Source organism: Micromonospora sp. NPDC049171 (assembly GCF_040648275.1).
Lineage (GTDB): Bacteria > Actinomycetota > Actinomycetes > Mycobacteriales > Micromonosporaceae > Micromonospora.
Window position 1 is genome coordinate 205,161 of record NZ_JBEZDJ010000013.1, and the last position, 22,574, is coordinate 227,734.

Consider the following 22,574-nt stretch of genomic DNA (forward strand, 5'->3'; position numbering starts at 1 on the left):
ACGCGGGGAGCATGGCTGCGACCCAGTGAGCTTACGGATCACCCCTCCAAGGCGAGGGCAGTTGCAGCCGACGTCTTTCATGCTTGCTTGCGGCACTCAGTGTGCTTACTTTGTTCGTGGACCTGGTCGAGATTAGACGGTGGTGAGCAGCCTTGACAAGTACCAACCAAGAAACCGGCTTCGTACTCGTAGATGAAGCCTGGATCCCGGTGCTGGACGCGGCGGGACAGCGTCGCGAAGTGTCACTGCTCGGCCTCTTCGAACAGGCCAGCGACATCCGCATGATCGCCTGCGAGCTGCCCACCCAGTCGTTCGCGATCCTGCGACTCGCGCTCGCCGTCCTGCACCGGACGACAGGCGGCCCGCCCGGCGACGGCGCTTGGCGGGCACTGTGGCATGCCCCGCAACTCCCGGTCGCGGATGTCGCCGACTACCTCGGAGCGTTCCGTGACCGCTTCAATCTGCTGCACCCGGAAAAGCCGTTCTACCAGGTCGCGGACCTGCGGGCGGCCAAGAACAACACGTTCGGGCTGGAGCGGCTGATCGCTGACGTGCCCAATGGCATTCCGTTCCTGACCACGCGTGCTGGGGAAGGGATGAAGTCGATCTCGCCTGCAGAGGCGGCCCGCTGGTTGGTGCACTGCCAGGCGTACGACCCATCCGGCATCAAGACGGGTGCCGTCGGAGACCCACGGGTCAAGGGCGGGCGAGGCTATCCGATCGGCGTGGGATCTCTCGGGGCGTTGGGTGGTGTCCACCTTGAGGGTGTGACTCTGCGGGAAACGCTGCTGCTCAACCTGGTGCCGGTCGCGCCCGGCTGGCAGAACGCCGACGATCGAGACCTGCCGGTGTGGGAACGCGAGCCACAGACGGCCTACGAAGAGAGCGATGCGACCCGCGGCCCCTACGGATTGCTCAGTCTGTATACCTGGCAGGCGCGCCGCGTCCGGCTCTTCGGTGATGCCGGCGGCATCACCGGCGCCATGATCGCCATCGGTGACCGACTCGATTGGCAGGATCGGCACCTGCTCGAACCGATGAGTGTGTGGGGACGCAGCGGGCCGCGCGAGCGCGAACAGAAACGGACCCCGATCTACCTACCGCGGCCGCATGACCACAGCCGGGCACTGTGGCGTGGTCTGCAGACCTTGCTGCCGGCGCCGCCACCACCCGGCGCCGAACCGCCACAGCGGCTTTCGCCGATGGTGGTGCAGTGGCTGGCCCGACTGACTGTCACCGGGGTGGTCGGGCCGGAGTTTCGGGTTCGTCCGCGCGCCACCAGCGTTACCTACGGCACCCAGCAGGCAGTCGTCGATGAGGTGTTCAGCGACGCGTTGACCATGAATGTGCTGCTGCTGGTCGAACACTCTGAGCTGCGCACGGCAGCCGTCGACGCCGCAGCTGACGCCGAGAGTGCGGTGAAGGTGCTGCGTCGGCTCGCTGACAACTTGGCCCGCGCCGCGGGTAGCCGGGACATCGACAGCGGTGACGCCGAGCGGGCCGCTGAGCAGGCGTACGCCCGGCTCGACCAGAACTTTCGCGACTGGCTGGCGCGCCTCGGTCCGGACAGTGACCCGGTGACCGAGCGCGCCTCGTGGCAGCGGCTGGTGCGCCGGGCCATCCTTCGGCTCGGTGACGAACTGGTCGCCGCAACCGGCCCAGCGGCCTGGATCGGCCGCGCGGGCGTCGACCGAAACGGCCGAGAAGTTCACTACTCCAGCTCGCAGGCCGAGGCGTGGTTCCGCCGCGGCCTGGCCAAGGCGCTGCCAATGGCAGCCGAGACTCCGCAACAACGGCAGGAGGAACCAGCATGACCGTGGTGGAGATTGACCCCCCACCTGCGCCGGCGCGCAAGCCGTGGGTCCGGCGCCGCAAGGACCTTGGTGAGCACGTCGCCCGTACGGTGGGGAGCCTGCAGGCGCGACTGCTAAGCGACGCATCGCAACCGGAGGCGGTGAGCGCCCTGGCCAGGCTAAGGCGCGGGATCGGCCGAGCTCCGGGCTTCGATTTCACGTTGGAGAGGTACCTGCAGGTGCCGGAGCACCTGCTGGGCTATCGGCCGGCCGATGACGCCGAGGCGGCCGACACCGAGCACGCGGTACACGACGCAGTGACCCTGTACGCGCTGCACCAGCAGTCACGCCGGGAGCGGATGCACGTGAACGGACGCGGGCTGGGCCTCGCCCTGGCTGACCTCGTCCGCAAGTCCAACGGCCCGGAGGGGGTGCGCCGCCGCTTCGCGGCCCTCGGCACCGCCAGCACCTACCAAGAGAGCATTTACCACCTTCGCAGCCTCACGACCATGCTGCGAGAACACCAGGTCCCCGTCGACTACGGCCTGCTCGCCGACGACCTACATACCCTTCGCCGACCCGGCGGTCGTGTCCAGATCCAGGCCATCTGGGGCCGGGAGTCGTTCCGCAGCCAGCCGAGCATCGACGTTCAGGCCCTCACCGCCGAGCCCTCTGAGGAGTACCCATCATGAGCCGCACCATCATTGACGTCTACGCCCTGCAGACGGTGCCGCCGAGCAACCTCAATCGCGACGACACCGGCTCGCCCAAGACTGCCGTCTACGGCGGCGTACGGCGCGCACGTGTATCCAGCCAGGCATGGAAGCGGGCCGTCCGGCTCGCGTTCGCTGACCTGCTCGACCGCTCTCAGCTCGGCGAGCGAACCAAGCGTGTGGGCGAGTCACTCGCGACACGGATCAAGGCCCTCGACCCGAGCCAGTCCGACGAGAGCGCGTCCGCACTGGCCGCCGAGGTGTTCGTCGCTTCCGGCCTTGCCAAGGCTGAGAAGAAGAAGGGCGAGGTCAAGGACGTCGAATCCGGTTACCTGCTCTTCCTCAGCCACCAGCAGCTGGACAACCTTGCCGCCGCCGCGCTGGAAACGGCGCGCACCGGCACTCCGCTGGACAAGGCCCGGTTCAAGGCGTTGGCCAACACGGACCACTCGGTCGACATCGCGATGTTCGGGCGAATGATGGCGGACATGACGGACATCAACGTCGACGCCGCCTGCCAGGTCTCCCACGCCATCAGCGTGCACGCCGTCGACAACGAGTTTGACTACTTCACTGCGGTCGACGACCGGAAGGCCGATGTCGCTGAGACCGGTGCCGGCATGATCGGCACCATCGAGTTCAACTCGTCCACCCTGTACCGATACGCCACGGTCGACGTCGACGCACTGCACCGCACCCTCGGCGACGCGGAAGCCACCCGTGCAGCCGTCGAAGCGTTCCTGGTCGCCTTCGCCCGCAGCATGCCGTCGGGGAAGCAGAACACGTTCGCCCACCGGACGCTGCCCGACGCCGTGCTAGTGAGGCTCCGCGATTCGCAGCCGATCAATCTCGTCGGTGCATTCGAGACGCCCATCCGTGAGACCAACGCCGCCGGCCGCGTCGAGCTAGCCGCCGTTGCCCTGGCCAAGCACACTGCGGCGGTCGAGAATGCCTTCGGCGAGCGGCCAGTCGCCAGCTGGGTCACCCAGGTCGGCGAGAAGACCGCGGTGCTCGCCGACCTCGGTAAGGCGGTCAGCTTTAGCGAACTGGTCACCGGGGTGGGAGAGCACGTCGCCGTAGCGCTCGGCCAGCCGGCATGAGCGTCCTGCTGCTCAGGCTGGCCGGCCCACTGCAATCGTGGGGGTCGTCCAGCCGCTTCGCCCGCCGGGGCACCGAGGTCGCGCCGACCAAGAGCGGTGTCATCGGGCTGCTTGCAGCAGCCAAAGGTGTACGACGCACTGAGCCGCTCACCGACCTACTCGGTCTGGAGTTCGGGGTACGCCTCGACCAGCCGGGGCAAATCCTGCGAGACTTCCAGACCGCTCGTTCTCTCGACGGCCGTCTCAGCGCACCACTGACCTACCGCTTCTACCTGTCAGACGCAGCCTTCCTCGCCGCCGTCAGCGGCGAGAGCGAGCTGCTACACGGCCTGGCGGACGCGCTGGGCCGGCCGCAGTTCCCGCTCTACCTCGGACGCCGCTCATGCCCGCCGGTCGGGCCGATCAGCCTTGGCGTCCACGATGAGAGCCTCGACAACGCCCTGACCTCGTGGCCCTGGCTCGCCGCGGACTGGTATCGCCGCAAGGCGGGCCGCACGATCCGACTGGAGATCATCAGGGACGCCCGACCCGGCGAGCCGATTACCGAGACCGTGCCCGACGAGCCGGTCAGCTTTGATCCGGCGCACCGGCAGCACACCTGGCGGTCGATTCTGCGTCGGCACGTAGACATCACCAACGATCGCGCGGATCAGACGGGCGTTACCGAGCATGACCCGTTAAGCCTGCTGGGAGGCTGAAGTTGTTCCTCACCCGATTTCAGATCAACCCGGCGCGCCGAGGCGCACGGAAGCTGCTCTCGTCGCCGCATGCCATGCACGCCGCGGTCCGCTCGGCCTTCGCCAATCCAGACGATCACGAACGGGACGGCGCCCGGACGTTGTGGCGGCTCGACGCGTCGGCGCCCGCGACCGTTCACCTCTACGTCGTCAGCCCGGGCCGACCCGACCTCACCCATCTCGTCGAGCAGGCAGGCTGGCCCACCACCGAGGCGTGGGTGACACGCGACTACGACGGACTGCTCGGCTCGCTGAACACCGGACAGGACTGGGCGTTTCGGCTGACCGCCAACCCGACTCACAGCGGGCGCAAGACCAGTGACTCAAAGGAGACGCAACGCTTCGGCTTCCAACGTGAAGATGCGCAGATGGATTGGCTGACAAGCCGCGCCGCCCGAAATGGATTCGCGCTGGCTGATCAGCAGGACGGACGCCCGAACCTACGGCTGCATCGCCGTCAGACGCAAACCTTCAAGCGCGGCCTGGCGACCGTCACCCTGACCACCGTCACCTACGACGGCATCCTCCAGATAACCGACGCGGATGCCTTCCGCCGGACGCTGACCAGCGGAATCGGGCACGCAAAGGCGTACGGCTGCGGCCTGCTCACGCTCGCCCCCGCCAGGTGATACCGGTCTGATGGGATGAAGATCCCTGGCGTACCACCAGCCGAACTCGCCGATCTGACCCGCGCCGAGGACCGAATCAGCTTCCTCTATCTCGAACGTAGCGTGATCCACAGAGACAGCAACGCGATCACCGCCACCGATGACCGAGGAGTGGTGCACATCCCGGCGGCCTCAGTGGGCGTATTGCTGCTCGGCCCTGGAACCAGCATCACCCACCAGGCCATCGCCCTGCTCGCCGACCACGGTGCGACTGCCATCTGGGTCGGCGAGCGGGGAGTGCGCTACTACGCCCACGGTCGCTCGTTGGCCGCCTCCAGCCGGCTGCTTCTGGCGCAGGCTGCTGCCGTCAGCAACCGTGACCGCCGGCTTGCCGTTGCCCGCACCATGTACGCGATGCGCTTCCCGGGCGAAAGCACCGCCAATCTCACGATGCAGCAACTACGTGGCAAGGAGGGCGCACGAGTCCGCCGGACCTACCGGGAACACTCCCAGCGAAGTGGCGTCGCATGGAGTCACCGTGACTATGACCAGGCCGACTTCGCCGGTGGCGACCCCATCAACCAGGCGTTGTCAGCCGCGCACGCCTGCCTGTACGGCATCGTGCACGCCGTCATCGTCGCGCTTGGGGCCGCGCCCGGTCTCGGATTCGTGCACACCGGGCATGAACGTGCCTTCGTTTACGACATCGCGGACCTATACAAGGCGGAGATCACCATCCCCGATGCGTTCGATGTGGTGGCCAGCGGATCGACTGACATCGGCGCCGACACCCGGCGCGCCGTACGTGACCGTGTTCATGACGGCGCGATCCTCGCGCGTTGTGTCCGCGACATCCGTATGCTGCTCCTCCAGCCGCAACCGGGCGGTGAGATGGAGGACGAGGATCCCCTCCGCCTCTGGGACGACGGCGGCATCGAACTCACCGCTGGCCGCAACTACGCCGACATCGGTGAGGTTGATTTCTAATGACCGTCATCATCCTCACCGCGTGCCCGCCCGGGCTGCGTGGGCATTTGACGCAATGGCTGTTGGAGCTGTCAGCAGGTGTATACGTAGGACAAATCAGCACCCGAGTGCGCGACAGGTTGTGGGCTCGGGTGATCGAGATGGCAGGCGTAGGGCGCGCCCTGATGGTCTATCAGGCTCCTGGTGAGCAGCGGCTTTCGTTCGTGGCCCACGACCATCATTGGGTACCCGTGGATCTCGACGGGGTCACCCTGATGCGTCGCCCTGTCGACCCGATCGTCAACCCTGCGATACCCGGCGGTTGGAGCAAAGCGGCAAGGCGCCGCCGGTTTGGAAAACGTGGGCGTCCGGCGTAGAGATGCTGGACCGATAAGGGCGATTGGCGCCATAGCTGATGCTAATGATTACGGTCGAGGGTTAATGGTGGGCATGGCATCAACCGATCGACGGGATCCTCGATTGCAGGGTGAGTGTTTCGTTATCAGTCCAGCCGGCCGCTACAGAGGTTGAAAGGCTGAGGTTCGAGCTATCTCGGTGGTTCGGGGTCGAGGGTCATGCCGGTGCTGGCGAGGAGGTCGGTCTGCTGCTGACACGCGCGTAGTCGACGTTTGACCAGTTGCGCGAGGTGGTCGACGCCGCGGGCGGCGGTGTTGGTCAGGCCTCGTTTCATCCAGCGCCAGACGCCTTCGGTGGGGTTGAGGTCCGGGGCGTAGGCGGGTAACCGGATCACGGTCAGCCAGGTCCGGGCGGCGATCAGGGCGTGCATGCGGTGGCTGACGTGGGTGTTCAGGTTGTCCCAGATCAGCACTATCGGTGCCTGTAGGCGCTGGTGGGTCTGGTCGAGGAAGGCGATGTAGTCGTCCTCGCTGAAACTGCCACGTTCCCCGGCGCGACCGCGGTGCAGCCGGGTGCGCCACATCAACCGGCCTCGCTGTCCGGGCTTGAGGCAGACCAGACCGGCGATCGAGACCCGGCCGGAGCCCTTGCCGGAGACCTCGATGACCGGCGTGTGCCCGCGCCGGGCCCACGTCTTGGCCACCGGCGGTCGCATGACCTGGCCTGCCTCGTCCTGGAAGCAGATCCAGGCGCCCCGCGTCGCGGCTAATCTCTTACCGACGGCCACCGCCTACGATGCCAACTCGCGATCGCCTCGGGGGCACGTTCAACCGCCCGGCGGGTCGGGACCTGCTGGCTGTACCCGATGCGGTGCAGCAAATAGGACACCCCGCGCAGCGTGTAGTTGACCGCGAAGCGGCGATCGATGACCTCGGCGACACGGGCCAGGGTCCAGCGGGCGTCCTCCCAGCCGTGGGCCAGAGGACCGTCATCGAGCATCTTCGTGAGTTCTTTCTGCTGGTCAGCGGAGAGTTTGCAATCCGAACCACCCGCCCGGCCGACGCCAGGGCGTTGATTCCGCCAGCTGCCCACTTGCGTCGCCACTCACGGACGGACTTCTCGGAAACCCGCAGCTCAGAAGCGATCTGCGTCGTCGGTTTGGACTCTTCGAACATCGTCGCGGCCTGGATCCGGACCTTCTCACGCCGGACCCGGGCTGCCGCGTTCATGCCACCACCAGCCGGATACCTCATCACCCCGACCTACCCAAACCATCGACGCAGACCACGCAGACACGTCGAGAGACGTCAGCCCTTCAATCTCTGTAGTAAGGGACCATTCCTATATTGCTGAGAGGTTTGCGTGGGGCTCGGTGTGACTGCCGAGCAGGACAGTCGCCGTGTGCGTGGAGCAGGCTTCGGCGGTGGTGCTGCTCGGCAACGTTCTGGGAATACCCGAGTGCGCGAGGAGCGGACTTCCGCCCTTGCCCTCAGCGGCTGGGAGTTCGGATCACCTTTCTTATGCGTAGTGAGCAGGGACGGGGTGGATTTTCGAGGCGGCGGAGACGAGGATCACCCCCGTGTGGGCGGGGAGCAGTACACCGTGTCGTACGACGACGGCCCCACCTATGGATAACCCCGCGTGCGCGGGGAGCAGATGGCACCGGCCGTCACCCTGTACGGCGCGTCAGGATCCCCCTCGCATGCGCGGGTAGTAGTTCTTGGCGGCGACGACCGCGCCGCCGGTCGGGAATCCACCCCCGGGTGCACAGGGATTAGGACGGGGAGGTGTGGGAGATCGCCCAGCAGGAGGGAGCGCCCCCGCCTGCGCGGGGAGCAGGCTCCAGATAGGAGTACCCACACAGCCAGCAGGGGGTCACCCCCGCTTGCGCGGGGAGCAGGCCAACGAGTCGGTCTACACGCTCATTCGCCAGGGATCACTCCCCGCGTGCGCGGGGAGCAACGGATCACCTCCTTGATGTTGGTCAGCCCGTCCGGATCACCCCCGCGTGCGCGGGAAGCAGCCCACAGGTCAGCGCGTCGGACGGCACGGACGGGGATCCCCCAGTGCGTGGGGAGCATCGGTGCCCTGCGGCGCGGGGCACATCCAAGCCGGATCACCCCCGCGTGCGCAGGGAGCAGAACGACGCCGAGTCGACGGCCGGCGGCTGGTACGGATCACCCCCGCCTGCGCGGGGAGCAGCCGGGGGAGAGTGCGAATGTGTGTGTCGAGGGCGGATCACCCCCGCGCGCGGGGGCAGTAATGAACTTGAGCCACCGCAGCAGCGACGAGAGGATCACCCCCGCGTGCGCGGGGAGCAGTTCGAGCGCCCGGCCGCCGGTAAGGCGTTCGCGGGATCACCCCCGCTTGCGCGGGGAGCAGGGGTCGGTCGCCTACTTCGCTTAGATGGGGAAGGCATCACCCCCGCGTGCACGGGAAGCAGGCAACCGACGCTGGCAAGAAGGCCCTCCAGGGCGTCCTGGACGACGGATCACCCCGCGTGCGCGGGGGAGTAGATCGCCTGCGCGCGGGTCGGCAGCGCCTACGCCGGATCACCCCCGCGTGCACGGGGAGCAGCCGGACGTCAAACCGCGGCGGGACGAGGTGCCGGATCACCCCCGCGTACGCGGGGAGCAGACGGTCGTCATGATCCGCTGTCCGCCCGGCGGCGGATCACTCCCGCGTGCGTTGGGAGCAGCTGCCGCCGTAGCGCCAGACCTGCTGGCCGAAGGGATCACCGCCGCGTGCGCGGGGAGCAGTTGATGGACTTTGCGGAGCATCCACGGGCCGTGGGATCACCCCCGCGTGCGCGGGGAGCAGCTGGGCTCCAACGGTGGGGACACGCGCGAGTCCGGATCACCCCCGCGTGCGCGGGGAGCAGGGGCCAGCGCGCCAACGCTGGCCCTTCAACTTGGATCACCCCCGCTGCGCGGGGAGCAGTCACCCTCGCCGATCATCGGCTGCCCATTCACGGGATCACCCCCGCGTGCGCGGGGAGCAGTTAGGGGTGCCAGGAACGGGCAAGCCCATGTGCGGATCACCCCCGCGTGCGCGGGGAGCAGGTACGCCTCGACGAGCGCGGCGTGGGCGCGGCCGGATCACCCCCGCGTGCGCGGGGAGCAGCCCGACACCGTGAAGAACCTTCTCCTGTCGGCGGGATCACCCCTGCGTGCGCGGGGAGCAGGCGATCTGGAAGGTCCCCGTGATTGCGGAGACGGGATCACCCCCGCGTGCGCGGGGAGCAGGCTCACCTGTTCGGCCACGTCAGATCCTCTTCCGGATCACCCCCGCGTGCGCGGGGAGCAGACGATGCCCATCCGGAACGCGCTCAGGAGAAGGGGATCACCCCCGCGTGCGCGGGGAGCAGGGGGAGGACTTCCGGGGCGGCACGACCATCGCGGGATCACCCCTGCGTGCGCGGGGAGCAGTCTGCTGGCGGGCAGCGCAGCGCGGTGGCGATCGGATCACCCCCGCGTGCGCGGGGAGCAGCCACATCCCTGATCTCAACCAGCACCGGTCCGGGGATCACCCCCGCGTGCGCGGGGAGCCGCTGTCGGAGCGGGCAGAGGACGCCGCCCGCATGGGATCACCCCCGCGTGCGCGGGGAGCAGATTCGTTGGTGTGGAACTGCATGGCCCATCCTCGGATCACCCCCGCGTGCGCCGCGGGGAGCAGTCGACTCCGCTCGACGCGCCCTGGTGGATCTCCGGATCACCCCCGCGTGCGCGGGGAGCAGAGATTGCGCTCAGAGGTGACGTTCCCCCGACGGGATCACCCCGCGTGCGCGGGGAGCAGGACATCTGCCCGGCGTCGCCCCGCGGCGTGTTGGGATCACCCCCGCGTGCGCGGGGAGCAGCCGTACGGCGGTGTTGTGCGCCTCGGCGAGGGCGGATCACCCCCGCGTGCGCGGGGAGCAGACGTTCGACTGCTCGGGGCTGATGCTGTACCTGGGATCACCCCCGCGTGCGCGGGGAGCAGGTCTGCGACACCCTGAGCCGCAAGGCCGACACGGGATCACCCCCGCGTGCGCGGGGAGCAGACCGCTTGGCTGAACCTTCACCCGGAGTTACCGGGATCACCCCCGCCTGCGCGGGGAGCAGTCGAGGTCCACTTCCACCATGGTCACGATCGCCGGATCACCCCCGCGTGCGCGGGGAGCAGACGATCGCCCGGACCACGTCCCGGATCGCGTTGGGATCACCCCCGCGTGCGCGGGGAGCAGGCCCGGACCGGCAACTGCACCGCCGGATTCCCGGGATCACCCCCGCGTGCGCGGGGAGCAGCCGGTACTCGTCGGCGTCGAACTGCAACGACAGGGATCACCCCCGCGTGCGCGGGGAGCAGCGGCTGTCGACCATCGACGTGCCGAGGCAGGGTGGATCACCCCCGCGTGCGCGGGGAGCAGAGGACGTTGCCGGAGGCCAGGGCCCGGCTCCGGGGATCACCCCCGCGTGCGCGGGGAGCAGAGACGAGCGCGGCCGAGCGAGACGGCGGCATCGGGATCACCCCCGCGTGCGCGGGGAGCAGGTTTTCGCCGCGACCGGGGACGGCTACCTACAGGGATCACCCCCGCGTGCGCGGGGAGCAGACTTCTTGACCTGCGGCGTTATAGATCAACTTCGCGGTTTTTATTCACTAGGCTCCGCAAGATCGTCCACTCGGTCTCGGTCGGTATGGGGGGCTATCTAGGCAGGCAAGCTCGGCTACAGCCTAGTGGGTGAGCCTGAAATCGTGTCTGAGGTCGATATTGGATGGACGCTGCTAGTCGCGTTGGTAAGGATGGCGAGTTGGCCCAGCTCTGGAGCGGCTACCGCTTGAACAGTTCGATGAGCGTGTTGTCGGCTTGGGCCAAGATCGACGGGCCGTATACCGGTGTGGCCAGCACCCGCCGGCAATGATCGAGTTCGACGTAGATCGCGTCACCGCCCATGACGGTGGCGTCTTGCAACACGGCGAACCGGTCTGCGGTACCCGAGCATTTCTTGGCTGGGCGTAGCAGCGCCAACGTTCGTTCGATGGCCGCGCGCCGCTGTTGAGGCAGGAGGAATCCGTATTCGGAGGTTCCGGCGGTCTGGGGTGTGCCCTGCTGTTGCGCGGGCACTCGGAACACGCACAGGCGCAGCGTCGCGGCTGACGGGATCGACACCGGGCCTGACCGTGCCTCGGCGGCCGCCATTGTCGACCAGTCCTGGCTGCATCCGGAGGCGGCAGCTCCGGCCGACACGATTTCCCGTACGACCGTTTCCGACACCGTGGTCAACCGCAGAGCGCGCACCGCCTCCGATACCTTGGCGAGGGGCTTTCCGCAGGTGTCCACCGGCAGCCCCGGTCGGATCCAGTAGCCGTGGGCGTCAAATAGCAGCAGGTTCGGTTCCCAGGGCATCTCTGTGGTGCAGGCCTCGATGGCAGTTGTGTCGTCGGGCAGGCGTAGCGCGGCAAGTAGCGCCGTCAGATCGGTGGTGCGGTCCTCGGTGAGGACTAGGTCCTCGCCGCCGTCAGCGCGCTGCTTTGGACCGAGCTGGCAGTGGATCGCGGACGCGACCGTGAATTCGTTGCCCAGGCGCGGCAGGGTGAGGGCGTGGGGCGGGCGCCCGTCGGCGCCGACCGGGGCGTTGACCGCGCAGGAGGTCCACCCGGTCTGGGCGGTTGGTGTGCCGGTGAGCGATGTCGATGGCTTCGCCTCCGGTCCGCCGACCGGTTCGTTGGCCACCGTGGACGTACCCCGAGCACATGCGGTAAGGCCTGCCACGGTCATCATTACGACGAGCCCTTTGACGAATATTCGCATATTACTCCCTGGTGGATGAATGTAGGCATTCGGTGTACCTCTGAGACGATGTTGGCGGGGATGAGGTTCCCGGCCCTTCTACCCGGGCTTCGGTCTGACCTGATCGTCGAATTGAGCAGCGCCGGAAATGGCATCCGTACGGCGGGGGCCAGAACACGCCGACCGCCGGGCGGGAGCATGCGCAATGGCAGGCGTGGGCTGGGATCCCTGGGACTCCCCAGTCCACGCCCGCGAACCAGTGACGCTCAAGCTCGTCGAAGTTTCGTAGCTGCTTCCCTGCCCCTTCACAAGCAAGTACATGGATGTACATGATCGTCGGAGATGGTTGCCGTCCATCCACTGCCAAGGAGGCCCTCATGCGGGTAGCTCGACTCTCCGCCCGTATCCCACGCGTTACGCGCCACGCAGCCGTCGTCGTCCTCACCGCCGTCGCTGGCCTGGTCGGGATCAGCGCGCAGCCGGCGTCGGCCACGCCTCCCGGGATCCCGTCGAAGGCGACGGCGCAGTCGCAGCTCAACGCCCTGGCCGTGGCGGCGCAGGGCTCGACGAGTGGCTACTCGCGGGACCTGTTTCCGCACTGGAGCACGGTCAGCGGTAGCTGCAACACCCGCGAACAGGTCCTCAAGCGCGACGGCACGTCCGTCATCGTCGACAGTTCCTGCGCGGCCACCTCCGGCCGCTGGTACAGCCCCTACGATGGAGCCACCTGGACGGCTGCCTCGGACGTCGACATCGACCACGTCGTGCCCCTTGCCGAGGCATGGCGCTCCGGGGCCAACTCCTGGACGACCAGTCGCCGGCAGAGCTTCGCCAACGACCTCACCCGTCCGCAGCTGATTGCAGTGACGGACAACGTGAACCAGTCCAAGGGCGACCAGGACCCCTCCACCTGGCAGCCGTCCCTGTCGTCGTACCGATGCAGCTACGCCAAGATGTGGATCACCGTGAAGTACAGCTGGAGCCTGACCTTGCAGGCGTCGGAGAAGTCCGCGCTTCAAAGCACGCTCAGCACCTGCAGCTCGTGACCAGACCCCCGCGTGCGCGGAGAGCAGGCAGGACTGCTGACCGTCGAGCAGTTCGAGGCGGATACCGCTGTGCACGGAAGCAGACCACCTCCACCACCCGGAGTGTCTCGGTCAGAGGATCACCCCACCTGCGCGTGGGCAGACGTTTTGCGCGTTCCCGCTACCGCCGACCAAGGGGTCGCCCCCGCACACGCGCGGGGAGCAGCTGCTGCGCAAGGTCGAGCTGTACCGAAAAGGGGGATCACCCCCGCATGCGCGGGGAGCAGTCCGTCGACGGCGCGGGAGTCGATGTCGGGCCGGGGATCACCCCCGCGTGCGCGGGGAGCTAGAGTCAACTACTGCCTAACGGGCAGTACGTCAAAGGATCACCCCCGCGTGCGCGGGGAGCAGGACGGCGCTCGCCTCGATGCCGAGCTTCACGCGGGATCACCCCCGCGTGCGCGGGGAGCAGTTCAGGTCGGGCAGCATCCCCCGAAACGCACCCGGATCACCCCCGCGTGCGCAGGGAGCAGCGGACCAGCAGCGCCGACCGTGTACGGAGTCTTGGGATCACCCCCGGGTGCGCGGGGAGCAGCCCCTGACGACGAGCTGCCGGGCCTATTCACCGGGATCACCCCCGCGTGCGCGGGGAGCAGCCACTCGACGACGGCCAGGTCAGCATCGACGGGGGATCACCCCCGCGTGCGCGGGGAGCAGCGTTCCACCACCACCCGGGAGGTGCCTTCGTCTGGATCACCCCCGCGTGCGCGGGGAGCAGACGATCGACGGCGACGCTGCCAAGGCGACCCTGGGATCACCCCCGCGTGCGCGGGGAGCAGCGGCCCTCTCATTATCGCAGGTCAGTGCGACGGGATCACCCCGGCGTGCGCGGGGAGCAGTGAAGGCGTACGACGAAGAGGACATGCACGTCGGATCACCCCCGCGTGCGCGGGGAGCAGGCGGCCAACACCGCGTCGGCGGTCTCCGACTAGGGATCACCCCCGCGTGCGCGGGGAGCAGAACGGTGCCTATGCCGTCATCGACACAATCACGGGATCACCCCCGCGTGCGTGGGGAGCCGATGAGCACCGGGCGACGACGCCCCACCCTGCCCGGGATCACCCCCGCGTGCGTGGGGAGCAGCCTGTCGGGGTGCTCGGGGTGGGCCTCCACAACGGATCACCCCCGCGTGCGTGGGGAGCAGATCAGGTCGGCGCGAGTCGTCATCCGCAGGCTGGGATCACCCCCGCGTGCGTGGGGAGCAGGCTTCCTGACCTGCGATTTCAAAAATCAACTGTGCTGATTTGCTTCACTCTTGCTGGCGCGACTGTCATCTCGCATTGTCCTGCTTCTGGTCGTAGGTGCAGCGCTTAGTTTAGTTCGGGCGGTAGCAATTGACCCCGCTCCCGACCAACTCACTGGACGGCGCCTCAGCCGCCTTGCCGGACAACCATCAACACCATCGGAGCAAGCCGCCACCTCAGCGCTCTTATCCGAGCGGAAGGCCCATGACGGCCGCCAGCCGTCCGGCGCGTCACAACTAAGGAAAGTGCGGCGGTGCGCTCGGCCTCGTCGTAACCTGCATCGACGGTCGCCGCCTCGATTCCACTGGTCGCGGCTCCGGGCAGGCTGCGCCGGTGTCGAAGGACGGTCTGAGTAGGTGTCTGTCGTCACCTTGATGGGAAGATGGCGGCCACGTCGTCTGCGGTGATAAGCCGTCCACGAGAGGGTGCGAGCAGCTTGCCCAGCCATCCATCCTCCTGAGGTAGAAGCGCCTCGATCCTCGTCCGAGCTGCACCGCGTGCTTCGGCGTTGTTGTCGCCGCACAACGCGTCGTACTGGCGAAGGCGGTCGGACAGCACGTCGTAAAGCCGTACGGCCGCGCCGTGGTTGACCAACACGATCTTGTCGTGCGCCGCCTCGGCGGCGTCGTCCTTGGTGGTAGGGGCGGGAGTTAGGAGGCAGCCGAACACGCGGGTCTTCGCCGATCGCCTGGTCTCGACCTCGATCTGGCCAAGCAGTTGGTTCACATCGTCGCGGATCAGCGGCTTGGGTTCGCCCTTCGGGACGGTTTTTACCTCCCAGACGCGGCGCTCGGCGCGCTTGACGGTGGACCAGGTCCAGCGGCAGTCCGTGGCGCTCTGCTCGGTCTTGGGCGGGCGTTCTCCGCTGGCCCCCGCGAGGCGAGCGAGCCTGATCAGGGCTTCGCACTGTTGGTCGTGGCTGCCCGTGAGCAGGGCTCGTCCAGCGGAGAGGACGCGGTCAAGCCGAGCACCGGTCTCACGGCGCCACTCATCCCAGGCGAGGAAGAACCGGTCGGTGTCGTCGGCGGTGTGTTCGTAGCCATCGAGGTCGGCGACGGTTCGGGCCAGGCGGCGGAACCAGGTGGTGCGCGGGCCGCCATCGGTGGCGTCCTCGAGTGCCTTCCGTGCGGCGGCTAGGTCTTGAGGGCGTCCGCGATCGAAGTGGGCATGGGCTTCCACATAGCGCCAGAACGCGCTGTGTTCGGTTTCCCCTGCCTCGGCCAGTTGAGCGGCTGCTTCACTCGCCTTCTTGGCAGCTCCTGCATGGTCGCTGAGCCACAGGTCCGTCGCTGCGGAGACTTCCGCGCTGGCGCTGGACACGTCGCTGCTTCCGCCAATGTTGCGGCCGGGCCGCGCCTTGCGAGGACTCTCCGGTGCGGCTGTCTTCGTGGAGGCCAGGGCATGCGTGGCTGGTTGCCAGAACGAGGTGCAGGCGTGCAGGGTGCCCTCCCAGCCTTGGTCGTAGATCTCCAAGGCGGTGCGGATGCTGGGTTCGGTGCCTGCGGGGATCGACTTGCGGACGGCAGGGTCGGCGAGCATTTGCGCGAAGCTCGGGTCGAGTCCGAGGTAGAGGGACCGGTCGGTCTTTTCGCGATTGGCGCGGCCCAATGCTTGGGTGACGCGCTGGCCGACGCGGTGGCGCATGAAGCTGGCGTCGCCGAGGTAGGCGACGACGAAGCGCTCGAACTCGCTGCTGGCCTGCGGGACGGTGGTGATGATGACCAGCTTGCACAGGTCACCCGTGAGGTCGAGCCCGTCGTAGCGGCCGGCGGTAATCAGATGTCCGTTGGCGACGCGGCTCCAAGTGTCGACCATCGAGTCATCCCCAGGGCGAAGACGGTAGACCTGTTGTCCGTGGCCGCTGAGCGCCTCCTGGAGGGTGTCAGCTTCGGCGTGGCTGGCACACAACCAGGCTGCACGGCCGCCGGCTGCCTGAGTTTGGGTAAGAGCCCAGCCGAGAACGCGTTGGTCCAAGGCGGACTCGGCACTGGGGTTGAGCACCAGCAGCCGATCGCCCGTTGCGCCAGGCGGCAGTGGTGTGGCGGTGGTGAGACGGGTGATCGGCCCGCCTCCAACTCGTCGCTGAAGGTCATCCATTGATCCCAGGGTGGCCGACAGGTAGATCCGCTGCTTGGCGCGGCTGTACTGCGGGTTGAGCGTAGTCGGCGGGTGGTAGGGGCGGATCTCGATGCCGGAGGGACCGATCAGAACGCCGCACTGCGTGAGGTGGTCGCGGACCGTAGGCCAGACGTATCTAATCTCGTCCTTGAGGCGGCGGTCCGTAACGAGCGGCGATGCCGCGATAGCGTCGCGCGTTTGGCCCACGATTGCGTCCCAGTCGCTGAAGGACAGCAGCTCGGGAGGGGTACCAGGCCGGGCGGTGCCGTCCAACATTGCACGTAGGCCGGGGGTACGCGTCGGTGTGCGCCACCACCAGCTCGCAGATCGTCCGATAGAGCTGGCGGGCAGGGCCGAGCTTGTCAGGGATGCGCAAGGTCTGTAGCCCGCTGAGGGGCTGCTCTGCGAGGTGAGCATCGTCGAAGATGACCAGGTCTGCGGCTCCGACCTTCGGATCGCTGTTGAAGTAGACCCAGTAGTTCATTACGCCGACGGCCTGGGCCTGGTGGTAGTCGTCGAGCTTCGCGCCGCCGTAGTCCTTCGCGGCGAAGCGCACCACGTCGAGTCCGAGATCTTCGGCTTCCTCCTCAACCCGCTCGGCGAGTTGACGGGTACCGGTCAAGTAGGCCACCGACCAACCGCGGCTGAGGGCATGATCGGCGATCAGCAGGGCCAGCAGGGTTTTGCCCTCGCCCGTGGGCATCTCGATGGCCAAATCCGCGGTGTCGAGGTGTTGGGCCGCGTAGGCGGTGAGTACCTGGTGCTGACCGGGCCGAAGCTGGGTAAACCTCGCCGACCTGAAGTCCACCAGGTTCTGCTCGAAGTCCAGCTCCACCGCCTCGGTCACCGTTCACTCCTCACTCCGAAGGTGTGAACTCTACGGCGCGGAGCGCTTCCTCGGCTGCGCTATTTACGCCCGCCTGGCCCCCCGCCCGCGCACGTGCGTCGTCGACGCTATGCCGGTGCGCGAGTCGAACCCGTCGATTGGGCCTGCGACCTGCTGCGCGCCACCATCGAGATCGTCCGCAAACCCGCCGACCAGCGCGGGCTCGTCGTGCACCCCCGCCGCTGGGTCGTGGAGAGGACCCTGGCTTGGATCACCGCTCACCGCCGCCTGACCCGCCACTACGAGACCTATCCAGCACATTGGAAGCCATGATCCGGTGGGCCGCCCTCGGCGCCATGCTCCGCCATCTCACCCGAGGCAAACCGGCCACCCGCCAACAACGCCGCACCTTCAACACCCGGCTGGGCAGCAATGTGAAACGCGCTCTGATGCAGTGAGCCCCAGGTCCATCTCTGCGGCAGAATGCCTTCATGCACGTCGGTGATCACCACCTAACAGACCGCCGCGGCGTCGCGATCGTCGACGAGGCGACCCACGGCTCCTTGCGATGGCTATTCCGTGAGGTCTCAGTTAGCGACGTCGGCATCGACGGGCACATCGAACTGATCGACGGTGACCGCGCCACCGGCAAACTTCTTGGCGTGCAGATCAAGAGTGGCCGCTCCTGGTTCCGGGAACCTTCGAACGGCGGATGGGTCTACCGCGGCGATCCACGGCATTTGGACTACTGGCGCGGGTATGCGCTGCCGGTCCTGATCGTGCTCGTCGATGTGGAGGCGCGCGTCGCGTACTGGCAGCATCTCGGCCCGTCGACAATCCAGTCCACCGGCCAGGGTTGGAAGGCCCTTGTGCCGGCCAGTCAGGTACTCGACGACAGCAGCCGCGACGCCCTTACGCGGTTGTTCCGCCCATCCACCATGCGGATGGCCTCGTCTGCACCACGCCGAGCATTGCAGCCACTGCACCGAGCCACAGCATCAGACATCGCGGACGGCTGGCCAGGCGACGAGAAACTCGGCACCGACATTCGCTTGGTCGCTGCCGCGCTGCACGAGGCGAACCTGGGCGGTGTGGAAATGCTGGTTGGTGTCCCATTGCCTCCCTTTGGCGCCCACGCGGCACTCGTGTTAGCTGGCACCCATCCTCAATCTGGGCTGCCTTCGTACGTCTTGATCGAAAGTGAGGAAGCCAGAATCCGGCTACGGGGACGGGTGGGTACCGACTGGCGAGTTCCAAGGACAAGCGCGGAGGAACGAGCCGAGCAGGCATCAGGAGCACTTAGACGAGCCGTGCCGGTGCTGAACGCTCAGCCCGACTGGATCACCTCAATGGCGCTTCGAGAAGAGAAGGAGCCTTCGCAGTCTGTCCCGATCGATCAGAGGTTTCAAGCCACACTGTCTGGACTTTTATCGGAAACCACGGCAAACGCCGTCGCTGAACTGCTGATCGGCAGCCGAGTCCGGCCTGAAGTTCGTATCGGCGGGTGGGTGTGGGACCAGTTCATCGATGACACCATAGATTCCTCCCAGGAACAAGAGGCAGCATATCGAATCGTCCTTAATGCAGTCATCGATGCGTTCCGCAGAGACGAAAAGACGGTGTGCCTCATCGTCGGGCCGTCAGGGTCCGGCAAGACTTCGATCGGGCTGCGGCTGCTTCGCCACTTCTCAAACGAAGGCGTTTTGGCCCTCCATAGCACCGGCTCTCGCTCCTTGACCGAATCACTCCGCCGGCTTGCCGGGCCCACCCGATTCCGCGAAGTATTCAAATACCACAACAGCTTCTCTATGGCTGAGCCGAACGCGGTTGATGTCTTGATTTGTGATGAGGCGCACCGCATCCGCGAGACGTCCACCAATCGTTTCACGCCTCGTTCAGAACGGTCGGGACGCGCCCAGGTGGAGGAACTCATCGCCGCAGCTCGCGTGCCGATCTTCCTTCTTGATGAGCACCAGGTCATAAGTCCCGGCGAGATTGGCAGCGTCACTTTGATCGAGCAGGCGGCACAGCAACTCGGCGCGGCCATCCATCGGATCGAACTGACCGAGACCTACCGCTGGGCTGGATCTTCGCTCTACCTGGACTGGGTCGATACTCTCCTAGGCGGCGATAAAGCCAGCCGCTTCAAGATGCCTGCCGCCGCCGGCTATACCGTCAAGGTGGCGACATCGCCGGCCGACATGGAAAATGAACTACTCTCATGGCACCAGCAAGGCCAAGCGGCTCGGATCGTCGCAGGCTACTGCTGGCCGTGGAGCGACCCCCGTCCGGACGGTTCTCTCGTTAAGGACATCAAGATTGGCGCTTGGGAACGTCCATGGGCAATCAAGAGCGACCGGGCTCACGGCGGAGCCCCGGGGGCGTCCTATTGGGCTACTGATCCGACTGGCATAGGCCAAATTGGATTCGTTTATTTGGTACAAGGGTTCGAGTTCTCCTGGTGTGGCGTGATCATCGGTCCAGATCTCGTTCTTCGGGAAAGGGAGTGGGTCGTTCGACCGAAAAATTCGCGAGACCCTCGACTGCGTCGAGTACGTGACCCCCAAGAATATGCACGATACGCGCTCAATTCGTATCGTGTACTTCTGACACGGGCGGTTACGGGAACCATTATTTATTCAACTGACGAGGAGACGAGATCCTACCTTGCTGAAATGATCGAGTAGGAAGCCTCCGGTCGGCGAATTCTTCTAACGGGTCTAGATGCACCGCCCCGGCGTTGTTCGGACTTGAGCGCTTCTGTTCGTACTGAGAATCAGGCAGGGCTGGAAGTGGCGAGACGACCGACTACTAGGACCTTTCGGTTGACGGCTGCCCTGAACACTGAGGCCTCCTGAATGCCGTGTCGTGATCTCTCGTCTCCGGCGCCAACCGCTTAAGAGTCAGCTCGTGGGGCCTGGCGCGCGAGGCCGGCAGGACGTCGCCGCTCGTACGGCTGATACGCCGACTGCGTCGCGCTCGCCAGCGTGACGGCGAAGCCAGTTCCCAGGATCAGTAACGTGCCAGGCGCGCGCGAGATTGGCGGAGCCATACCCGGTTAAGGGCGCCTGGTGGGCCGCGCGGACGTCCCGGTAACAGTCCAAGGTGCCCCCGTTTTTCCCCCGAAAACGCCTACCAGAAGTCGACTGTTAGTGACAAGGGCTGACAAGTGGACGATCGCGTCTGTGCAGTTCAGCAACAGCTCTTGACGATCCGTGACAAGCGTGGGACCACAACGTTCGGCAAGCGTAGGTTGTCGACTCTTGTCAAGGCTGTGCATGCTATAGATCGTGCGAAGGCGTCGGCGGACCGGTAGCTCGTCGCGTACTTCGCAAGGCCAGCATAGGCTCAGGCGGATTCCGCCGTCGACGTTCCCGCAGTCGCCTCAAAGAGGAGATCGCCGGCCCGTTTGATCCGTATACCCGAGCCGGGCACACGCTCCAGCAGCTGGCGCATCAGGTTCTCCGCGTAGGAGCGGGACAGATTGGTCGCGACATACACTGGGCCAGCGGAAGTTTCGACCTGCCTGGGAAACCACCCCGGGGTTATGTCGCTTTGGTTTGCAGAGATGGCGCCGCTGATGGTCGTCGCCGCGACGCCCTCCCGCTCCGCGACGAACTTCACGAGGTTGCGCACTGCTCGCGCAGCGGCGACCGGTCGCTGCGTTCCGTCCTGCCCTTCCAAGGAGTAGATCGTGAACCGGCCGCGAACGCGGCGGAGCCGCAGGCGCAGAAGTTGTTGCCTGTCGGCATCCCTTGCAGCACTGACGTAGCGGTCGAGGAAGACGGCGAGCAGCTCGTCATCCAATTTTCGTGTGCCGGTCGTCTCGGTCGGGTAGTCCATCAGTCTGGCGACTTGGCCTTCATCGAGGATGGTAAGCGCCGCCTCCAGCTCGCCGACCCTGGTGACGTCCAGCGTGGCCAGCTGCTCGACGAGCACCGTGAGCGACGGCAAGTCCCCCGGCTCGTCCCTCGGGAAGCGCTGGGAGATCAGCTTGCCCATCGTGACCTCGTCCAGCTGAGTGGGGTCGAGAGCCTCCGGCGATGACTCGTCCATCTCGATCACGGGCCCGTCCGCCGGGGCAGCGGCGCCGGAGTCCTGCGGCCGCAGCAGCTCTTCAATCTCGTCGAAGATCTTGTCCATGTACCGACGCATACCGCCGGCCTCGACGAAGTATTGATCCACTCGTCCCTTGGCGTGATCCTCCAGCTCACGATACGCGCCGGACTTGTAGCGAATGTCGTGCTCGTACTCCGCCCAGGCGTGGCCCGCGACGCTTCGCACCTGGATCTCTAGGCCCTGATACTTACCGAGGTACTCCGCGAGGGCCCCGTAGCGGCGCTGCACGTCGGGATCCTTGATGCTGGAGATCACGATGTGCTCGCTGTCGTAACCGTTGTGCTTGATGTCGCCGGGGTTCTGCCGTTCCCGGAATTCGCAGCGGCTCACGATGAGATCTGCTAGGTCGTTGCGTGCCCGAGTGGTGTAGACGATCACGCGGGCGGCCACGCAGTCGTGGATCTGCGCTGCGGGGTGGGTGTATTTCGGCGTCCCGTCGTCCTTCTTCTTTTGTGATTTCTGGGTGTACGAGGCCAAGCTCTTGGGGCGTGCCTCCACGAGATGCACATCGATGCTGGCGTCCAGCGCTACAGAGGTTGAAAGGCCAGGGTTCGGGTTATCTCGGTGGTTCGGGGTCGAGGGTCATGCCGGTGCTGGCGAGGAAGCCGGCGAGGAGATCTGTCTGTTGCTGACACGCGCGTAGTCGACGTTTGACCAGTTGCGTGAGGTGGTCGACGCCGCGGGCGGCGGTGTTGGTCAGGCCGCGTTTCATCCAGCGCCAGACGCCTTCGGTGGGGTTGAGGTCCGGGGCGTAGGCGGGTAGCCGGATCACGGTCAGCCAGGTCCGGGCGGCGATCAGGGCGTGCATGCGGTGGCTGACGTGGGTGTTCAGGTTGTCCCAGATCAGCACTATCGGTGCCTGTAGGCGTTGGTGGGTCTGGTCGAGGAAGGCGATGTAGTCGTCCTCGCTGAAACTGCCACGTTCCCCGGCGCGACCGCGGTGCAGCCGGGTTCGCCACATCAGCCGGCCTCGCTGTCCGGGCTTGAGGCAGACCAGACCGGCGATCGAGACCCGGCCGGAGCCCTTGCCGCAGACCTCGATGACTGGCGTGTGCCCGCGCCGGGCCCACGTCTTGGCCACCGGCGGTCGCATGACCTGGCCTGCCTCGTCCTGGAAGCAGATCCAGGCGCCCCGCGTCGC

Annotated in this window: 17 protein-coding genes, 2 pseudogenes and 2 CRISPR repeat arrays; of the genes and pseudogenes, 11 read left to right on the plus strand and 8 right to left on the minus strand. The window is 66.6% G+C overall.

The window, feature by feature from the left end; all coding sequences use genetic code 11:
* Positions 1-152: 152 nt before the first annotated feature.
* The 7 genes from casA to cas2e are packed head-to-tail and all read left to right on the plus strand — an operon-like array spanning position 153 to position 6,294.
* Positions 153-1,814 carry a type I-E CRISPR-associated protein Cse1/CasA gene (casA, locus tag AB0B14_RS18575; protein ID WP_357523148.1) on the plus strand — a complete coding sequence of 554 codons (1,662 nt, stop codon included), beginning with the start codon at positions 153-155 and terminating at the stop codon, positions 1,812-1,814.
* Entirely contained in the window at positions 1,811-2,485 is a 675-nt protein-coding gene (gene casB / locus AB0B14_RS18580; RefSeq protein WP_357064579.1) for a type I-E CRISPR-associated protein Cse2/CasB, read from the plus strand. The genes casA and casB overlap by 4 nt, the downstream gene beginning before the upstream one ends.
* A complete protein-coding gene (gene cas7e, locus AB0B14_RS18585; protein WP_357523149.1) occupies positions 2,482-3,606 on the plus strand; it encodes a type I-E CRISPR-associated protein Cas7/Cse4/CasC in 1,125 nt (374 codons plus the stop codon). The genes casB and cas7e overlap by 4 nt, the downstream gene beginning before the upstream one ends.
* On the plus strand, positions 3,603-4,304 hold the full coding sequence (gene cas5e / locus AB0B14_RS18590; protein ID WP_357064583.1) for a type I-E CRISPR-associated protein Cas5/CasD: 702 nt from the start codon (positions 3,603-3,605) through the stop codon (positions 4,302-4,304). Before cas7e ends, cas5e begins: the two co-directional genes overlap by 4 nt.
* Before the next feature lie 2 nt (positions 4,305-4,306).
* Positions 4,307-4,972 (plus strand): type I-E CRISPR-associated protein Cas6/Cse3/CasE, encoded by a 666-nt coding sequence (cas6e, locus tag AB0B14_RS18595; protein WP_357523150.1) that lies wholly within the window; start codon positions 4,307-4,309, stop codon positions 4,970-4,972.
* A 15-nt stretch (positions 4,973-4,987) separates the two neighbouring features.
* Positions 4,988-5,938, plus strand: coding sequence for a type I-E CRISPR-associated endonuclease Cas1e (cas1e, locus tag AB0B14_RS18600; RefSeq protein ID WP_357523151.1), 951 nt, complete (start codon positions 4,988-4,990; stop codon positions 5,936-5,938).
* Positions 5,938-6,294, plus strand: a complete 357-nt coding sequence (gene cas2e / locus AB0B14_RS18605) for a type I-E CRISPR-associated endoribonuclease Cas2e (protein WP_357064588.1) — start codon at positions 5,938-5,940, stop codon at positions 6,292-6,294. Before cas1e ends, cas2e begins: the two co-directional genes overlap by 1 nt.
* A gap of 170 nt (positions 6,295-6,464) precedes the next feature.
* On the opposite strand, the gene AB0B14_RS18610 is transcribed toward cas2e, so the two are convergent.
* The 4 genes and pseudogenes from AB0B14_RS18610 to AB0B14_RS18625 all read right to left on the minus strand — a co-directional run bounded on the left by AB0B14_RS18610 (position 6,465) and on the right by AB0B14_RS18625 (position 11,984).
* On the minus strand, positions 6,465-7,061 hold the full coding sequence (locus AB0B14_RS18610; protein WP_357523153.1) for a transposase: 597 nt from the start codon (positions 7,059-7,061) through the stop codon (positions 6,465-6,467).
* Positions 7,040-7,378, minus strand: coding sequence for a winged helix-turn-helix domain-containing protein (locus tag AB0B14_RS18615; protein ID WP_357523155.1), 339 nt, complete (start codon positions 7,376-7,378; stop codon positions 7,040-7,042). The genes AB0B14_RS18610 and AB0B14_RS18615 overlap by 22 nt, the downstream gene beginning before the upstream one ends.
* Positions 7,379-7,395: 17 nt before the next feature.
* Positions 7,396-7,527 (minus strand): annotated as a pseudogene (locus AB0B14_RS18620) (hypothetical protein); the annotation flags it as partial.
* 860 nt (positions 7,528-8,387) lie between these two features.
* A CRISPR array of direct repeats spans positions 8,388-10,862; the repeat unit is 22 nt; unit sequence GGATCACCCCCGCGTGCGCGGG.
* 219 nt (positions 10,863-11,081) lie between these two features.
* Positions 11,082-11,984 carry a hypothetical protein gene (locus AB0B14_RS18625; RefSeq protein WP_357523157.1) on the minus strand — a complete coding sequence of 301 codons (903 nt, stop codon included), beginning with the start codon at positions 11,982-11,984 and terminating at the stop codon, positions 11,082-11,084.
* A 434-nt stretch (positions 11,985-12,418) separates the two neighbouring features.
* Here AB0B14_RS18625 and AB0B14_RS18630 point away from each other — a divergent pair, with 434 nt between their 5' ends.
* The gene (locus tag AB0B14_RS18630) at positions 12,419-13,087 is read left to right on the plus strand and encodes an HNH endonuclease family protein (protein WP_357523190.1); all 669 of its coding nucleotides are present in this window, start codon (positions 12,419-12,421) and stop codon (positions 13,085-13,087) included.
* A gap of 177 nt (positions 13,088-13,264) precedes the next feature.
* A CRISPR array of direct repeats spans positions 13,265-14,331; the repeat unit is 26 nt; unit sequence GGATCACCCCCGCGTGCGCGGGGAGC.
* A gap of 405 nt (positions 14,332-14,736) precedes the next feature.
* Here the strand turns inward: AB0B14_RS18630 and AB0B14_RS18635 are convergent.
* Together AB0B14_RS18635 and AB0B14_RS18640 are read right to left on the minus strand one after the other, a co-directional pair.
* Positions 14,737-16,695, minus strand: coding sequence for a helicase C-terminal domain-containing protein (locus AB0B14_RS18635; protein ID WP_357523159.1), 1,959 nt, complete (start codon positions 16,693-16,695; stop codon positions 14,737-14,739).
* Positions 16,625-17,335, minus strand: coding sequence for a DEAD/DEAH box helicase family protein (locus AB0B14_RS18640; RefSeq protein WP_357523161.1), 711 nt, complete (start codon positions 17,333-17,335; stop codon positions 16,625-16,627). Before AB0B14_RS18640 ends, AB0B14_RS18635 begins: the two co-directional genes overlap by 71 nt.
* 162 nt (positions 17,336-17,497) lie before the next feature.
* Here AB0B14_RS18640 and AB0B14_RS18645 point away from each other — a divergent pair.
* The 3 genes and pseudogenes from AB0B14_RS18645 to AB0B14_RS18655 all read left to right on the plus strand — a co-directional run.
* A pseudogene (locus AB0B14_RS18645) lies at positions 17,498-17,611 on the plus strand (IS5/IS1182 family transposase); the annotation flags it as partial.
* Positions 17,612-17,643: 32 nt separating this feature from the next.
* Positions 17,644-17,772, plus strand: a complete 129-nt coding sequence (locus AB0B14_RS18650; protein WP_357523163.1) for a hypothetical protein — start codon at positions 17,644-17,646, stop codon at positions 17,770-17,772.
* A gap of 33 nt (positions 17,773-17,805) precedes the next feature.
* Entirely contained in the window at positions 17,806-20,001 is a 2,196-nt protein-coding gene (locus AB0B14_RS18655) for a DNA/RNA helicase domain-containing protein (protein WP_357523165.1), read from the plus strand.
* 661 nt (positions 20,002-20,662) lie between these two features.
* On the opposite strand, the gene AB0B14_RS18660 is transcribed toward AB0B14_RS18655, so the two are convergent.
* Positions 20,663-21,940: a hypothetical protein gene (locus tag AB0B14_RS18660; RefSeq protein WP_357523167.1), complete on the minus strand. Its 1,278-nt coding sequence runs from the start codon at positions 21,938-21,940 to the stop codon at positions 20,663-20,665.
* Between the two features lie 49 nt (positions 21,941-21,989).
* Positions 21,990-22,574 (minus strand): transposase (locus tag AB0B14_RS18665; protein ID WP_357523169.1); only part of this gene is annotated, 585 nt, incomplete at its 5' end.

What these genes read in the sequence shown, in the direction of transcription:
- AB0B14_RS18655 (WP_357523165.1), top strand. Translation starts at nt 17,806, where the DNA reads ATGCACGTCGGTGATCACCACCTAACAGACCGCCGCGGCGTCGCGATC.
- AB0B14_RS18630 (WP_357523190.1), top strand. Translation starts at nt 12,419, where the DNA reads ATGCGGGTAGCTCGACTCTCCGCCCGTATCCCACGCGTTACGCGCCAC.
- casB (WP_357064579.1), top strand. Translation starts at nt 1,811, where the DNA reads ATGACCGTGGTGGAGATTGACCCCCCACCTGCGCCGGCGCGCAAGCCG.
- AB0B14_RS18650 (WP_357523163.1), top strand. Translation starts at nt 17,644, where the DNA reads ATGATCCGGTGGGCCGCCCTCGGCGCCATGCTCCGCCATCTCACCCGA.
- cas1e (WP_357523151.1), top strand. Translation starts at nt 4,988, where the DNA reads ATGAAGATCCCTGGCGTACCACCAGCCGAACTCGCCGATCTGACCCGC.
- cas2e (WP_357064588.1), top strand. Translation starts at nt 5,938, where the DNA reads ATGACCGTCATCATCCTCACCGCGTGCCCGCCCGGGCTGCGTGGGCAT.
- cas7e (WP_357523149.1), top strand. Translation starts at nt 2,482, where the DNA reads ATGAGCCGCACCATCATTGACGTCTACGCCCTGCAGACGGTGCCGCCG.
- cas5e (WP_357064583.1), top strand. Translation starts at nt 3,603, where the DNA reads ATGAGCGTCCTGCTGCTCAGGCTGGCCGGCCCACTGCAATCGTGGGGG.